Source organism: Dellaglioa sp. CoH-56-MRSF-14, from assembly GCF_056782115.1.
Window position 1 is genome coordinate 377816 of record NZ_JBXAYB010000001.1, and the last position, 16762, is coordinate 394577.

The 16762-nt window shown below is 34.4% G+C and carries 14 protein-coding genes and 1 other annotated feature; of the genes, 8 read left to right on the forward strand and 6 right to left on the reverse strand.

Features of this window, described 5'->3' with window-relative positions:
- Positions 1-27: 27 nt before the first annotated feature.
- Positions 28-2301, reverse strand: a complete 2274-nt coding sequence (locus tag AC1RPX_RS01755; protein ID WP_481761125.1) for a hypothetical protein — start codon at positions 2299-2301, stop codon at positions 28-30.
- Between the two features lie 126 nt (positions 2302-2427).
- A complete protein-coding gene (locus tag AC1RPX_RS01760) occupies positions 2428-2649 on the reverse strand; it encodes a hypothetical protein (protein ID WP_481761126.1) in 222 nt (73 codons plus the stop codon).
- 274 nt (positions 2650-2923) lie between these two features.
- On the opposite strand from AC1RPX_RS01760, the gene efp reads away from it, so the two are divergent.
- The gene (gene efp, locus AC1RPX_RS01765) at positions 2924-3487 is read left to right on the forward strand and encodes an elongation factor P (protein ID WP_409021902.1); all 564 of its coding nucleotides are present in this window, start codon (positions 2924-2926) and stop codon (positions 3485-3487) included.
- Positions 3488-3548: 61 nt separating this feature from the next.
- Complete coding sequence (yidA, locus tag AC1RPX_RS01770) at positions 3549-4358, forward strand: sugar-phosphatase (protein WP_481761127.1); 810 nt, start codon at positions 3549-3551, stop codon at positions 4356-4358.
- Between the two features lie 64 nt (positions 4359-4422).
- Here yidA and AC1RPX_RS01775 read toward each other — a convergent pair whose 3' ends face one another.
- Together AC1RPX_RS01775 and AC1RPX_RS01780 are read right to left on the reverse strand one after the other, a co-directional pair.
- Positions 4423-5937, reverse strand: a complete 1515-nt coding sequence (locus AC1RPX_RS01775; RefSeq protein ID WP_481761128.1) for an ABC transporter permease/substrate-binding protein — start codon at positions 5935-5937, stop codon at positions 4423-4425.
- On the reverse strand, positions 5925-6896 hold the full coding sequence (locus tag AC1RPX_RS01780) for an ABC transporter ATP-binding protein (RefSeq protein WP_481761129.1): 972 nt from the start codon (positions 6894-6896) through the stop codon (positions 5925-5927). Before AC1RPX_RS01780 ends, AC1RPX_RS01775 begins: the two co-directional genes overlap by 13 nt.
- Before the next feature lie 251 nt (positions 6897-7147).
- Here AC1RPX_RS01780 and AC1RPX_RS01785 point away from each other — a divergent pair, with 251 nt between their 5' ends.
- The 4 genes from AC1RPX_RS01785 (at position 7148) to AC1RPX_RS01800 (ending at position 9769) form a co-directional block, all read left to right on the forward strand.
- Positions 7148-7591 carry a MerR family transcriptional regulator gene (locus tag AC1RPX_RS01785; protein WP_481761130.1) on the forward strand — a complete coding sequence of 148 codons (444 nt, stop codon included), beginning with the start codon at positions 7148-7150 and terminating at the stop codon, positions 7589-7591.
- 39 nt (positions 7592-7630) lie between these two features.
- A complete protein-coding gene (locus AC1RPX_RS01790) occupies positions 7631-8038 on the forward strand; it encodes a cupin domain-containing protein (RefSeq protein WP_481761131.1) in 408 nt (135 codons plus the stop codon).
- A gap of 17 nt (positions 8039-8055) precedes the next feature.
- Positions 8056-8376 (forward strand): carboxymuconolactone decarboxylase family protein, encoded by a 321-nt coding sequence (locus tag AC1RPX_RS01795; protein ID WP_481761132.1) that lies wholly within the window; start codon positions 8056-8058, stop codon positions 8374-8376.
- Positions 8377-8794: 418 nt separating this feature from the next.
- On the forward strand, positions 8795-9769 hold the full coding sequence (locus AC1RPX_RS01800) for an aldo/keto reductase (RefSeq protein WP_481761133.1): 975 nt from the start codon (positions 8795-8797) through the stop codon (positions 9767-9769).
- Between the two features lie 136 nt (positions 9770-9905).
- Here the strand turns inward: AC1RPX_RS01800 and spxB are convergent, their stop codons facing one another.
- On the reverse strand, positions 9906-11645 hold the full coding sequence (gene spxB / locus AC1RPX_RS01805) for a pyruvate oxidase (protein ID WP_481761134.1): 1740 nt from the start codon (positions 11643-11645) through the stop codon (positions 9906-9908).
- Positions 11646-11788: 143 nt separating this feature from the next.
- The gene (locus tag AC1RPX_RS01810) at positions 11789-12736 is read right to left on the reverse strand and encodes an NADP-dependent oxidoreductase (RefSeq protein WP_481761149.1); all 948 of its coding nucleotides are present in this window, start codon (positions 12734-12736) and stop codon (positions 11789-11791) included.
- 163 nt (positions 12737-12899) lie between these two features.
- Positions 12900-13101: a binding site (T-box leader), on the forward strand.
- 57 nt (positions 13102-13158) lie between these two features.
- Between AC1RPX_RS01810 and tyrS the strand changes: the two genes are divergently transcribed.
- Both tyrS and AC1RPX_RS01820 read left to right on the forward strand, forming a co-directional pair.
- Positions 13159-14415, forward strand: coding sequence for a tyrosine--tRNA ligase (gene tyrS / locus AC1RPX_RS01815; protein WP_481761135.1), 1257 nt, complete (start codon positions 13159-13161; stop codon positions 14413-14415).
- Positions 14415-16457, forward strand: coding sequence for a cation:proton antiporter (locus tag AC1RPX_RS01820; RefSeq protein WP_481761136.1), 2043 nt, complete (start codon positions 14415-14417; stop codon positions 16455-16457). The genes tyrS and AC1RPX_RS01820 overlap by 1 nt, the downstream gene beginning before the upstream one ends.
- Positions 16458-16762: the final 305 nt, after the last annotated feature.

The window sequence follows — 16762 nt, forward strand, 5'->3', positions numbered from 1 at the left end:
TAGGCGTCTTTTTGTCGATTAGATTTCTTATTCTTTTGATGAATCTACAACGATACTTGGTGATGATAATGACCAAGTTGCGTTATCTTGAAATTTACCAGGATGAGTAATTTTTTTAGTTTTTAGACTTAATGATAATTGTGCAGAATAGTAGTTTTTACTAATAACTGATGTTGTATCAGAATCAAAAATAGTTGAGTTTAAACTTAAAAGAGTATCTTTAGATGTAATTGTTTTAATATCTGAGGCATTCCCATAAGTGATTGTGGAATTACCAAGCATACTCGTTTGCAATTTTTCAAACCAACCAAGTTGATCGGGAATAAAGAAAGGATCACTTAGATTATCTTTATCACTTGTGCTAACAACTAAATTCCAGTTAAGTCCAAAAGGATTATCGACAGTTAACAAACCAGTTGCAGTTACTGTAGGTGTTTTTTCAGAAGTTCCTGCTGTAAAATTACCAAAATCAAATACTTTTGGATAGGATACTAAAAGATCTCCTGCAACGTGTAAATTATATGAAATAGGCGTGTAATCCGGATTTAATTTTGCGAGATTTGCAGCAGAAATTGTATCATTCGTTTTACCGCTTAAGATATCATTAATTGTGTGATTACTATAACTGGAATAGGTACCCGAATCGTGAGTTGATGTGACTAAATATGAAATTCTATTCTTATGGAAAAGATGATAACCAATCAATTCATTGTCATCAATTAATTTAGAATATGTAGTCCCATCAGTATAAGCAGATTCGTCATATTTATATTTACTATGGTCCGTACTGTATTGTTTTGCAAGATCGTCCGCATCTTTTGCAGTGATTTCTAGTTTAGAATTTGTAAGTTCAGTTGTTCCATTTTCTGAATATTTTTCCCAAGGACCATTATTGAAACTGTACCATAAGTAATATTTTTCAGTTTTATCGGTTGTTGATTTCGTATCTATATTGACTGTAGTATCAAGTGATTTTTTAGTTGTTTGAACGGTATTTTCAGGTAATTCATCAGTGATATTGTTTAATGAATAGTGAAAATCGTAAGGGTCTATTTGTGGAATATAATGAGTCGTACCAGATCCAGTATCTGTAGAAGTATAACCCGGTAACGAAATAGACTTAATAGTAGGATGAGATGAGTTACTTGAATCAGGATCTTTTAAAAATTCTTGTATAGCGTCATCTCCAAAATCATCAGACGCATCAAAAATACTTTGATAGGCAAGGTCACTAGGAACGTTTAAATTACCAATAATATTTTGTCCAGTAACAATACTCCCATATAAGAGACCATCGCTACTTGAATCAACGTCGACATCAGCACTAGGTGCTAATACTGAACCATATAAAGGACTCTTCCAACTTCCGACAAAAATCTTACCATTTTCAGTATTAAAATTATTACTAATATGTGAAGACGTATTGTAGACAGATTTCACTTTTTTAGAGTTTTTATCAGTTGTATCGATTGCAACGGGTTCATCGGATAGAAGATTTTTAGCGGTGGTATCTGAACCATTACTATTTTGTCCGGAAAATAGCGTTCCATCACTATTACCAGCTAACTTGTAATCTATCGAAGATCCGTCAGATTTAGGTGGATACGCATTGAAAGTCATCCAGCTACCTTGATTGAAATTAAAACTGATACCAGCATCATTATTAGAAAAATGCTTATAATTTAACATGAAAAATGGCATTTTCATTGTGTTAATATCAAAATTGACTAAATTAATTTTGATACCAATAGCATCTTCAAATGAAGGAATAGAGCCATCAATATCTGCAAAGACAACGCCTTGATCTGTTGAAGCAGTATTCATATCAACGGTTAATTGAATAACCGTTTTACCAGGTGCATATTTTTCAGCATCAATTGATTTATCTGTATTTAAATCAACACGTTTGATAGCATTATTAGATTTAGTAGTAGAACCTGTTGCTTTAGAGTTTGAGAAATTTGTTGAAGTGAAACTAGCGTAATAATCACTGACATCAGTAATATTTTGAGTAGCATCAGCAAATGATGAAATATCATTGCTTGACATAACAGGAAAATCAGAAAGTTTATCAATAGTATCTTTTTTTGCATTAAATTGCTTGATAGCATCAGCGTAACCGGCATTACTTGAAGGTATGGACCAACCAGCAATGGCTTTTGCGATTTCATCATCAGGGGGAGAATTCTGTAGATAGTATGATAAATCTTTGACTTTATCATTAGATTTTGAAAAAACAAAGCTATTTTTATTACCATACCACTGAATCATATCAGCCCCGGTAATATTTTCTGAAATCATTGTAGGATTAACCTTTGCATAATCAGCATCAGTTAAATTAGCAGTTGAATCATGAGCATAATTTTGTAAGTATTTTATAGAAGAACCTCCGGCGGTACCTGAGGAAGTAAATGTTTTGGCAAAAAATTAACCTTGTAGGGAGTCAATATCATTAGAATTAAACGTGATTGTACCACCAGCGAAACCAGTGACATTCGTGGCAGCCCCCATTGGATAACCTACAGGAGGCGTGTATGATGTAGCAGCTTGTGTAGTATAAATTGGTAACGTTAAAAAGAACAAGCTGAAACAAAGGATGATAATCGATTGATAGGTAGTAGATGAGTTAATATATTTGTTTTTTAGCAAAATAAGACTTCCTTTCAAAATAATTAAAAAATTAACTATTTGATTATATATATATTATAGCCTTGCTAGTATAGGATGTGTAGAGATATTGTCGAAGTATTTGGACAAATATAGCTTATAATTTGGATATACGATTAATAATAAAGAAAATGCGCTATTTTTGACTTTTTATTTAATAAAATCCAGTGATGTTTGTAAGTGTCACTATAGATTAAGCCTTTTCAATTTGGTATACTCAATGAGAAACGTTTTATAAAAAGGGAGATAATAAATTATGATTGAAGCAATTAACTTAAAAGCCGGAATGACTTTTGAACAAGGCGGTAAATTAATTAAAGTTTTAGAAGCAAGTCATCATAAACCGGGTAAAGGTAACACAGTTATGCGTATGAAATTACGTGACGTTCGTACTGGATCAACTGTTGAAACAACAATGCGTCCAGAAGTTAAGGTTGAACAAGCTAATATTGAAACAAAACCAGTTCAATTCTTGTACAACCAGGATACAATGGCTATTTTTATGGATTTGGAAACATATGAACAATATGAAATTCCAAGAGAAATTATCGAACATGAAGCAAAATTCTTATTGGAAAATATGGAAGTTAAAATCCAATTTTACGGTACAGAAGTTATTGGCTTAACATTACCAACTGTTGTAACATTACGTGTTACTGAAACACAGCCTTCAATCAAAGGCGCTACAGCAACTGGTTCAGGTAAACCAGCAACAATGGAAACAGGACTTGTTGTTAATGTTCCTGATTTCATCGCAGCAGATGATGTTCTTGAAATTAATACACAAGAAGGTACATACCTTAAACGTGCACCTAAATAAGATTGAAAAGGTAGTCTCTTGAGACTGCCTTTTTTTAATCATTTAAAATGAGGAGATTACTATGGGAATTAAACTAGTTGCAATAGATATTGATGATACGTTACTAAATCCAGAGGGTAGATTAGCAAAAGAAACAATTGATGCCGTCAAAAAAGTGACACAAAAGGGAATTAAGGTTGTCCTTTGTACGGGACGACCTTTAGCTGGTGTGGTTGGATTTCTTGAACAATTAGGGATTAGTGGGGATGACCAATATGTCATTACCTACAACGGTGCAATTATTGAAACAGTAAGTGGAAAACGTCTAGCGCAACATACGTTAACCTTTGATGAGTATATAGCTGCAGATAAATTAAGTTATGAATTAAATGTTCATTATAATATTTTAGATGATGAGAGCCGAATTTATACATCTAATAAAGATGTTGGTCGTGTGACCGTTATTCAAGCAGCTGAAAATAATGAAGGATTATTTGTACGAAATCCAGAGGAAATGTCACGGGACTTAACCGTTTCTAAAATTATGTTTGTGGATGAACCTGAAGTTTTAGACGCACAGATGATTAATATTCAAAAAATATTTGATGATAGTTATTATGTTGTACGTAGTTTGCCAGAATTTTTAGAAGTTTTGAATAAAAAAGCTAATAAAGGAAATGCATTAACAGATTTAATTGCAGAACTGGGATTAAAAGAAGAAGAAGTTATGGCAATGGGAGATCAACATAATGATTTAACGATGTTTGCCGTAGCCGGAACGACTGTTGCGATGGGAAATGCCATTCCTGAATTAAAAGAAGCAGCAACTTATGTAACAGAATCGAACGTTAATCATGGTGTTGCGGTTGCATTAGAACGTTATGTAGGTTAAATAACGATAAAATATAAAAAAGTTTGGAGTCCGCATGAGGTTAGCGAGATTCCAAACTTTTTATTTAGTCTAAAAGATGTTGCTTTGTTAAGTAGTCGTGTGCGACGGTACTTGCTGGGACATTTTTAACATCAACTAGATAATTCATTTTTTGCATATCTGTATCAGAAATTTTTCCGGTTAATTTATTTAAACTTTTTTTGATGGATGGATATTTTTGTGAGATGCCCTTTGCAACAAGTGGGGCGCCTTGATAAGGTGGGAATAAAGACTTGTCATCTTTTAATGTGACCAAATTATATTTGACGAGCTGACTATCAGTTGAATAGGCATCAACTAAATTTACATTACCATTCACAATGGCTTGATAGCGAAGTGCTGGTTCAAAAGATTTAGTGTTAAATGACAAATGATACTTGCTTTGTAACCCTTTGTAACCATCATCACGGTTTAGAAACTCAAGCGTAAAGCCTGCCTTTATTTTTGAAGATACTCGTGATAAATCAGAAATTTTTGATAGATGGTATTTAGTTGCAAAGTCTTTAGTGACAGCGACAGCATAGGTGTTTTGATAAGCCATCGGATTTAAATAATCTAAATCTGATTTAACTTTAATTTCGGTTTTTGCTTGCTGGTAGGCTTTATTTTCATTTGTACTTTTGAGTGGTGATTTTACTAACTCTTCAAGTACCGTACCTGAAAATTCTGGGTAAATATCGATTGAATTAGATTTTAATGCAGAGTATAGAAAACTCGTTTTACCAAAATTTGGTTTTAAAGTAACCTTGATATTGGCGTCGTCTTCTTGAATTAAATCTTTATACATATTAATTAGAATTTCAGGTTCTGCCCCCATTTTACCAGCAATGACTAATTCTTTTTTCTGATGTGTGAAAGTATTGATTGTGGCACCAACAGCAAATAGGAATCCTAAAGTAATTAATATAATGGTAATTGTTTTTATCTTTAAATTCTGCAATTGCCGGATTAAAACACTGAAAACAATAGCTAGAATAATAGAACTCAACGCGCCAATAATAATCAAGCTCATATCATTTCTATCAATTCCCAGCAAAATAAATGTTCCTAACCCGCCAGCACCAATTAAAGCAGCTAGTGTTGCGGTTCCAATAATTAGAACAAGCGCAATACGAATGCCTGAAATAATTAGTGGCATAGCTAAGGGTAATTCAAATCGAATAAGTTTTTGCGCACGTGTCATACCAAATGCAGTTGCGGCTTCTTCTAATGATGGATCAATACCAGTTAAACCTGCATATGTGTTCTGAAAAATGGGCAGTAAAGCATAAACAACTAATGCGATAATTGAAGGTAGTGTTCCAATTCCGACTAGTGGAATTAATAGCCCTAGCAGCGCGAGTGAAGGAATTGTCTGTAAAACACTGGTAATTTGCAACATAATTTCTGCTGCTCTTTTATGCTGTGCTAACCAAATTGCTAAAAAGACGGCAATGATGGTTGCAATCAGCAATGAAATTAATGATATCTGTAGATGTTGAAGAATAGCGGTCCATAAATCAGCACGGTGCATTTTAAAAGTTGTTATTAAATTTGCCATTGGTCATCCACCTCGCTATCAGACATGCTTGCACCATAACGAATTAAGCATTGGGCATCAACTGCACCAATGAGATTCTGGTCGTTATCTTTAACATTTATAATTGTATATTTAGAAAGTAGAGATATGAGTTCTTTAAATGTTGTTTGAGTTGAGGTGACGTGATTATTAGCGAGTTCATCAATTGGAAGACTAAATGATTTTTGAATCATTTCAGCTAAATTAAATTGCGTGTTGGATACGTCTAACCCAAAAAACTCTGAAATAAAATCATTTTTTGGTGCATTTCTAATTTCGTCAGGGGTACCAACTTGAATGAGATTGCCATCATGCATAACACCAACACGAGTTCCGAGGCGAAGAGCTTCAGACATATCATGCGTAATGAAAATAATGGTATTGTGTAGTTCCTCATGTAAATCGATGACGATATCTTGTAATGTTTTTTTTGAGATAGGATCCAGCGCACTAAATGGTTCGTCCATTAAAATTAATTTTGGTTTAGTTGCAATTGCTCGTAAAATACCAATTCGTTGTTGCTCGCCACCGGATAAATCGCTAGGCATTCTCTTACGATATGCTTCAGGCGGTAAACCAACACGTGTTAATAAGGCATCGACACGTTCTCTTTGTTTGTTTTTAGGCCATTTTTGTAATTCTGGTAATAAGCTGATATTTTCAGCAACTGTCATATTAGGAAATAAAGCAATCTGCTGTAAGACATAGCCAATCTGTGAACGTAAAGTATGTAACGGAATCTGATCAATATTTTGATTTTCAAAGTTAATAGTACCCGAGGTGGGCTCAATTAATCGATTAATCATTTTTAAAGTTGTCGTTTTACCACTACCACTAGGGCCAACAAGAACAAAAAGTTCCCCTGTATCAATATGTAAGTTTAAGTCGTTTAATACGGTAACTGTTTTGAATGTTTTGTTTATGTGTTTGAAATCTAACAAAAGCTAACCCTCATTTCTTCTTATTTTATATGTAATATATCTGGAAATGGTAACTATTTCGATGTAACTCTACATGAATGAAAATTATTAAGCAAAGATTTTGTTTTAAAATGTTGGAATTAAATTTTAGTGTAGGAACGGTCTGAATTGATGGATGGAGTAAGCCTTAATATTAAAAATAATATGTAGAAAAGCTTGACTTAGAGTCAACTCTAAGTGTTTTAATAGAAACTATTGAAGGAGGCGATTGAATGACTAATGAGCAACAATATAAAATTGGTGAGTTTGCTAAATTAGTTGGGTTATCAAGTTTTACATTGCGTTACTATGAAAAAGAAGGCTTAATTAAGCCTCACCGTAATTCGGCAGGCTTACGTTATTACACGGAACATGATATTAAATGGGTAGGATTTTTGCTTCATCTTAAAGGGACAGGGATGCGGATTAATGAAATAATTAAATACGTTGAACTACGAGCACAAGGTGATGCAACCATTAAAGAACGACGCGAGATGCTCAGCAAGGTAAAAGAAAATGCACTGTCTGAAATGGTAGAATTACAGCATAATATTGAAATTATTTCTCATAAAATTGATTGGTATGACAGAAAAGTTTCACACAGAACAAATGGAAACGAAGTGTCAGAAGATATTAGTTTTGAAAAGTATCTAGAACAATTCGCGATATACGATTAACGCTAGGTTAACCGTATAAAATAAAGTGAGGTAATTATAATGAATGAGGAACAAATTAAAAACGGTCTTTTTCCAATAGGTGAAAAAAATGAAGCATATAAAGATTTCTTTGTTGGTCAAAGTTATTTAGACATGTTAGTGGCGGATCCAGATATAAACGTTGGTGTTGGAAATGTTAGTTTTGAACCTGGAACACGTAATAATTGGCACATCCATCACGACGGTTACCAACTATTATTGGTCACTGCCGGTGAAGGTTGGTACCAAGAAGAAGGTCAACAAGCACGACGTTTAAAAGCTGGTGATGTTGTTGTCACAAAAGACGGGATTAAACATTGGCACGGTGCTACAAAAGATAGTTGGTTCTCACATGTTGCTATTACAGCAGGGACACCTGAATGGTTAGAAGCTGTTGATGACGAAACGTACGGTAAATTAAAAGATTAATAGGAGGATATTATATTATGGTAAAGAAACAAACAGCAGGTCGCGATAACTTAGGCGAATTTGCACCTAAATTTGCAGAATTAAATGATGATGTTTTATTTGGTGAAGTTTGGTCACGTGAAAGTGAATTACCAGCACATCAACGCAGTATTATAACAATTTCAGCTTTGATTTCAGGTGGTAACTTTGAACAATTGCCAGCACATATGGCAATTGGCAAAACAAATGGAATTACGAAGGAAGAAATTGCTGAAATTATCACACATTTATCTTTCTACGTTGGTTGGCCTAAAGCTTGGTCTGCATTTAATATTGCAAAAGATGTTTTTGAAGACTAATTATTTAAAAGTGGGACATGAATTAAATAAATACTGGCTCCGTACTTTGTCAAAAGTATCGAGTCAGTATTTTTGCTTACCTAATTATTTCTTGAGGTCTTGTCTGATTAAAAGTGAAATTATAACAATCGTAATCGCGGCAATAATAAATTCTACATTCAAAAAGTGTTTATTTATGAAAAATGCAACAATGACTCTAACTATGGTTGCAATAGCTAACGTTAAGATGAATGTTTTAATATAATGGACATTTATATAATCGTTTATTTTTTTAAACATGGACTCAACTCCTTCAGTTACCTAATAATAGTGGCACAAATTAATAAGATAAGCGAATTTTAAGTAACATTAAATGATTGTCCAGCAGACGTGAAAGCGCTATAATATAATTTGTAATTAGTTTAGGAGGAGATAGTTAATGTATCAAGCAAATGAAAAACGTTATGATAAAATGATTTATAATCGCCTCGGTAATAGTGGATTAAAAGTTTCTGCTATTGCCTTAGGCTTATGGAAGAACTTTGGGGATGAGACACCTTTAGCAACGCAAAAAGATATTATTGAAACAGCATTTGATAATGGAATTACTTATTTTGATTTGGCAAATAATTACGGTGATGGTGCTGCCGAGAAGAATTTTGGGCGCATTTTACGTGAAGATTTAAGTGCCTACCGGGATGAAATGGTTATTTCGACGAAGGCAGGTTACTATATGTGGCCAGGTCCTTATGGCGAATGGGGTTCAAAGAAAAACTTGTTTGCCAGTATGGATCAATCATTACAACGTATGCAGCTAGATTATGTTGATATTTTCTATCACCATCGTCCAGATCCAGATACACCGTTGGAAGAAACAGCTGAAGCTTTGGATTTACTCGTTCGCCAAGGTAAAGCCTTATATATTGGAATTTCAAATTATCGGGCACCAGAAGCTGAAAAGATGATTCAATTACTAAAAGCTAAAAATACACCTATCGTTGTCCACCAACCTAGATATAATTTATTAGATCGTTGGATAGAAGATGGATTAAAAGATGTTTTAAAACAAGAGCAGATAGGAACAGTTGCTTTTAGTCCTTTAGCACAAGGGTTATTGACTGATCGTTACTTGAATGGTATTCCAGACGATTCTAGAGTGAAACGATTTGATACCTTGTCTACTGAGAGAGTTGAATCAACACTTAAAAAGGTTCGTGAATTAAATGAAATTGCAAAAAATCGCAACCAGACATTGGCTGAAATGGCGCTATCTTGGGATTTGAAAGATAATTCTGTTTCGTCGGTTATTATTGGTGCTAGTCGTGTGAGTCAATTAAAGGATAATTTAAAGGCATTAGAGCATTTGGATTTTGCACCAGAAGAATTAGCAAAAATTGATAAAATTGTGAAATAAGAAGAGGTATATAAAGAGAACCCTTGGGATTGAAATGAAATTCAATCCCAAGGGTTCTCTTTATATCTTTTTTTGTTCTATAAAAAATGTATTTTAACTTAATTAAGCTAAGATACATCAATTAAATAAAAACTATTTAATCTTGATTTTCAAGGATTTCTCGAAATGGAATTAAACCCTCTGCTTGGTATTCTTTAACAAAAGCTTTAACAGCATCTGGATCTTGTGTTTTAGGATCAATAATGAGCTGTTCAACAGGAAGTGGACGGTCAGAAGTTACTTTAACATCGATAACAACAGGCACTTTTGAACCTTTAGCTTCAGCAAAAGCAGTTTTTAATTCTGCTAATGTCCGGACGGTATACCCTTTAGCTCCCATGTCGTTGGCAATTGCGCCCCAATCAGCATCAATTAAATCAATACCTGAGTGTGGTTGTTGTTTATCATCTTGTTCAGCGCGGATGAATCCAAGTTCCTGATTGCTTAAGACAACGTTGATGATAGGCATGTTGTATTTAACTTGTGTTAAGACATCTTGCATGACCATCGTCCAACCACCGTCACCAGAAATTGAGAAAACTTGACGGTCTGGAAAGGCAGAGTGAGCCCCAATTGCTGCGGGTAGTGCATACCCCATCGTTGCGTACCATGCGGATGTTGTAAATTTATTTTTCTCACCAAGACGTAAGAAACGCATTGCTTCAATCGTTACATTACCAACATCAATTTGGAAAATTGCATCGTCATCTTTAATTTTATTAATTTCATTGAAAACTGGTTCAAAACGAAGTGGTTTACTGTCATCTTCAGTAAAGCTATCAATCCATTTAATCCAGTTTTCTTTGTTAGCGATGGCAGCTTTGTACCATTTTGTTGGTGCAACTGGTGTTTTAACGGCCTTATTTAATGCGATTAAAGTTTCCTTACCATCGGCTAAAATAGGGACATCAACTGAATGACGTTTACCTAATTTTTCAGAATCAATATCGACCTGAATAAATTTAGCATCTGGAGAAAAGAAATATTCACCAAATGGAAAATCAGATCCAATGAAAAGAACAGCATCAGCGCCACGAAGAAGGTCAACGCCGGGTTTGCCAGCAACTCGTCCAGCAGAACCCATGTATGCTTTGTAATCATCAGGAATAATTGTTTTAGCAAGCGCAGTTGTTGCGATTGGTAATGATAATTTTTCAGATAATTCAATTAATTCTTTTCCAGCGCCACGAACACCTTTCCCAGCATAAATAATTGGTGTCTTAGCTGTTGTTAAAATATCTAAGGCATCTTGAATTTGTTTATCACGAGGCATCGGATAAAGAGGTTCTTGGTGTGTTGCGGCTGTTGAAACAAAGGTGTCATCGATTTCTTGCCAACCTAAATCGGTCGGAATTGTGACAACTGCGACGCCATTATATTTGTAGGCTTGACGGATAGCTTCATCAACAACAATGGGTAAGTTTTCGGGTGTAGTAGCTGTTCTGTTATAAATAGAAACATCCTCAAACATTGGATTTTCATTCATTTCTTGGAAGTAATTTGTATTCATCACTTGTGTACCAACTTGGCCGACTAAGGCAAGAACAGGAACACCATCATATTTAGCATCGTAAAGTCCGTTTAATAGATGGACAGCACCGGGACCAGCGGAACCAAAAGTAACACCTAATTTTCCAGTTACTTTAGCTTCACCAACTGCTGCGAGTGCGCCGACTTCTTCATGACGAACTTGTACATAATTAATTGTATTTTTACGATTATGTAGTGCATTCATTGTTGAATCAAATGAACCACCTGGCAACCCATAGACGGTTTTAACGCCCCAATCTTCTAAAACTTTGAGCATGGCATCTGATGCATTAATTTTTTTTGGCATAATAGTAAATCTCCTTCTTGAAAAATTTTATTCTACAAGGATAGTATAAATCTACCAATGAATTAACACCAGTGAAAGCACTTACTTTTAGTAATTAAAAAAGGTAGTTCAGACAAAAAAGTCTGAACTACCTAAATAGGGTTTTATTTAAAACGAACGATAATTTTACCAAGTGCATGATGAGATTCACTACGATCGTGAGCTTCTGCTACACCTTCTGCAGAGAATTCATGAACTGAATCTAAGGTCACTTTTATAGTGCCATCTTCAAGCATATCAGCTAATTTAGTTAATTCTTCACCATTTGGGTCCAACCAAATTGAATCAAAAGTCACATTTCTTGCTTCAGCAAGACCTGCTGTTTTTTCAGAATCCATCCCAGTAATAGCAACTAAACGACCTGTGCCATGTTTTAAGATATTAACTGATTTTTCTTGTGCGTCACCACCGATTGTATCAACTACAAGGTCGATATCTTTTAAGATTTCCGCAAAATCAGTTTCATGGTAATCAATGACTTGGTCAGCGCCAAGTCCTTTAACAAAATCAATATTCTTCGAGCTAGTTGTGGTAATAACGTAAGCACCAACTGATTTAGCAAGTTGAATAGCGAAAGAGCCAACGCCACCTGAACCAGCATGAATAAAGACTTTTTCACCTTTTTCTAAATGACCATGATCAAAAAGGGCTTGCCATGCAGTTAAACCAGCTAAAGGAACAGCAGCAGCTTCTTCAAAGCTAATATTTTTAGGTTTTGGTGCAAGCAAATTAGCATCAACAGCAGTATATTCGGCGTAAGTACCAAAACGAGTCGTGGCAGGGCGTGCGAAGACTTCATCACCAATTTTCCAATCGGTTACGTTAGCGCCTACTTCTGTGATAACACCCGACACATCCCAACCTAAAATAATAGGAAATTGCCAGTTAAGCATACCTTGTAAAAAGCCTTCACGCGTTTTCCAATCAATTGGATTAATTCCAGCTGCTTTTTCTTGAACAATTACTTGATCCGCCGTCATTTCAGGCATAGCTACTTCACGTTGTTTAAGTTTATCTTGTCCGCCAAATTCATCAATTACAACGGCTGACATCATTTTCTTTTCTGTCATCGGATTCCTCTTCTTTCCAGTTACTTTTAATTTGTAAGTGAATTGTATCGAATAACGAAATAGAATGCAATCAAGACACTCTTTTATAGTATTAATATTCTTATGGTTAAAATTGACATTTAGACTTTATTTACGTATATTATAGCTATAAGTGATGAAGTAGTTCAGTAATTTATCGATCAATTTTAAAGAAACCTGGTGGTCGCTGGAAATCAGGAATTATCGATGAGTGAAGTACGCTATGGAGCTAACAACGATTCATCTCGTTAACGATGATTGAGCGATTAGCTACTATATTATGTAGATAATAACTTGGGTGGTAACGCGGAAATTAATTCGTCCCTGATATCTTTTTTAGATATCAGGGATTTTTTTATACTTATATTATATAGGAGGAAACAGAAATGAATATTATTGACGAACTAGAATGGCGCGACGCAATTAATCAAACGACAGACGAAGATGGGTTACGTGAACTAACGTCTGAAAAATCAATTGGCTTATACTGTGGGGTTGATCCAACAGGGGATAGTATGCATATCGGACACTTAATTCCATTTATGATGTTGAAAAGATTTCAATTAGCAGGACATCATCCATACATCATTATTGGTGGTGGTACAGGTTCAATTGGTGATCCAAGTGGTAAAAAATCTGAACGTGTGCTGCAATCGATGGACCAAGTTCATCATAATGAGCAAGCTCTCACTGCACAGATGACCAAATTATTTGGACAAGATTCAAATATTTCAATTGTAAATAACTATGATTGGTTATCAAAAATTAGCTTGCTTGATTTCTTACGCGATTACGGTAAGTTATTTAATGTAAATAGCATGCTCGCAAAGGATGTTGTTGCAAGTCGTTTGGAAGTTGGTATCTCATTCACGGAATTTACATACCAAATCTTACAATCAGTTGATTTCCTACATTTACACAAGCACCATGATGTTCAATTACAAATTGGTGGGGCTGATCAATGGGGGAATATTACTGCAGGAATTGATCTTATTCATAAAGAGCTAGGTTCAGACACAAAGGCATATGGGCTAACAATTCCACTAATGCTTAAGGCTGATGGTACTAAATTTGGTAAAACAGCTGGTGGCGCAGTTTGGTTAAATCCAGAAAAAACAACACCATATGAATTCTACCAATTTTGGTTAAATCAAGACGACCGGGATGTTGTGAAATATTTGAAATTTTTCACATTCTTAACGTCAGATGAGATTGCTGAATACCAAAAATCAGTTGAAACAGCTCCAGAAAAACGTGAAGCACAACGCCGCTTAGCACGAGAAGTAACAGAATTTGTTCATAGTCCAGAAGCTGTAATTGAAGCCGAACATATTTCTGCAGCTTTATTTTCAGGCGAAGTGAAAGAATTAACGACGAGTGAAATTGAACAGGGGTTTAAAAATATGCCTTCTGTTGAATTAGCAGCAGAACCAGAGAATATTGTTGAGTTATTAGTAAATACAAAAATTGAATCATCAAAAAGACAAGCACGTGAAGATATCACTAACGGGGCTATTCGTATTAATGGTGAAAAAATTCAAGATTTAGATTTTATGATTGATCCTGCTACAGAATTTGATGGCAAATTTGTGATTATTCGTCGTGGTAAAAAGAAATATTGGTTAGGACGCGTTAACGCATAATGGCACTATTTTATGTAATAGCTTTTCTTGTGGCGGGGATTATTATTTCAAATGTAATTCACGAAATTCTTCCTAAAATACCAGATGCTTTTATTCTTATTGTAATTGGTCTGTTGTTGTCATTAGTACCAGTCATGGCTAATTTCGAATTAGAACCAGAATATTTTATGTTATTCATTATTGCACCACTTATGTTTAATGATGGGCAAAAAACATCTGTTAGGGGGATCCGTAAAAATTTTCATGCGATACTTTTATTATCAGTAGTTTTAGCGCTTATTACAGTTGTAATAGTAGGGTTGTTAGCGAATCGATTAGAAGTTCGATGGACATTGCCACTTGCAATAGCACTAGCTGCGATTGTGACACCAACTGACGCCATAGCAGTAAAATCCTTAACATCAGCATCAAAACTTGATTCAGGGGTTAATACTGCCTTAGAATACGAATCATTATTTAACGATGCAAGTGGATTAGTGATGTTAAATTTGGCATTATCTGTGATGGAAAAAGGAACATTTTCCATCTATAGCGGATTATTTCAATTTATTTTTGTTGCAGTTGGTGGTATTGTAGTTGGGGTTATGGCAGGTGGAATCTTAGTTATCGTTAGAACGTATTTTAATAAGAGGGTAACTTCACCAGAATTAACGATTATTCCAATTGCGTTGTTAACACCATTTATTGTTTATTTATTGGCGGAAAGTCTAGGGACATCGGGAATTATTGCTGTTGTAACTGCAGGGATTGTTCATAATATTGAATCCGAGCGTTTAAAATTAACTGCAACACGTGTCCAGTTAGTTTCGTCAACAATATGGGATACGTTGACCGCAATGCTTAACAGTATTGTATTTATTTTATTGGGAATTAGTTTACCTGAAATTTTCCGGGCACTGATTAAACTTGGAACGAGTCAGTCGTTTGAGTTGTTGAGTCTGGGTTTGATAATCTATGTAGTCATGATTGGTATCCGATACACTTGGGCATTAATTGGAAAAGAACCACATATTGCTGCCTTTTTCGGTCCTTCAAAATCAAAAAAAAGACGAAAAAATGCATTTGTTTTTGGGTTGAGTGGGGTACACGGAACAATCACGTTATCAATGGCATTTTCATTACCAATGTTAATAAATGGACGGGCTTTTCCGTATCGAGAAGAAATTTTAATCATTGCAACTACTGTCATATTATTAAGTATGATAACACCAGCATTAGTGTTGCCTAAAATCTTACTAGCTAAAAAGTTATCATTTAATAAAGAAGAATTAAATTTTTCACGAATACAAATGATTGATTACGCTAGTTTACATTTAACAGAACGTATTCAATCTAACGATGTGAGATACGCGGTGATTCAACAATTACAATCACAAAAAGGGTTTAATGATATTCAAGGGTATGATAAACATCAAGAATTATTTAAAAAAATTAATGAAATTGAAGATGAATTTTTAAATAGTAATGAGATAAAAGAAATTTATCCTGCCCGAGTACTCAGTACGTACAGAAAAATTTTGGATACAGATTATGGTGGACAACGATTAAGTGTTAATCGAATCATTCGATCAGTAGAACATCAGGTTAGGCATGAAGCGTGGCATATTAGCCATGGGCAAATAACTCGTGGACAGAGAAGTAAGGCCAGGAAACAATGGGCTAAAGATAATATAGAAAAAATGCAAATACACAATGATTTCCGATCATTATTATGGGACTTGGAGAATCAATTGCATGAAGTAATTGAACAATATTTACATGATTTAACAAAAGAACGTTTGGCTAATGCACATGGACAACTAGATGATATTCAGAATGTTGAAAGATTTATCGAAGATCGACAAAGACACTTTCGTAGAGATTACGAAGAGAATGAAAAAATATCAGTAGATTTATTTATTCAAGCATTTCAATTAGAATATAATTATGTTCAAACACAATATATAGCAGGAATAATTAACGAGCAACTTGCTAATAAGTTGTATGATGAAATAAATCAGGCGCAAACACTACAAATGCAGCAACTATTAGTTGAACATTAAATAAAAAATAATTTCAAAAATCAGGATTAATAGTCTATTTTTGAAATTATTTTTTTATTTAAGACCTATAAAGTAATTAAAAGTACAGATGTATACGATTACATCAATATTTTTAGATTTAATTTAAATAAAGGCTTGACGAAGGTCATTATTCTTGGTAAAGTAATAAACGTTGCCTCAGTAGTAAACAACTAATTCAAATGTGACCAGTTAATTAATTAAAAAAAATCTTGACAATTAACGAAATCCTTGATATGATATAAAAGTTGTCAAAAGCAACCAAGTAGATCTTTGAAAACTGAACA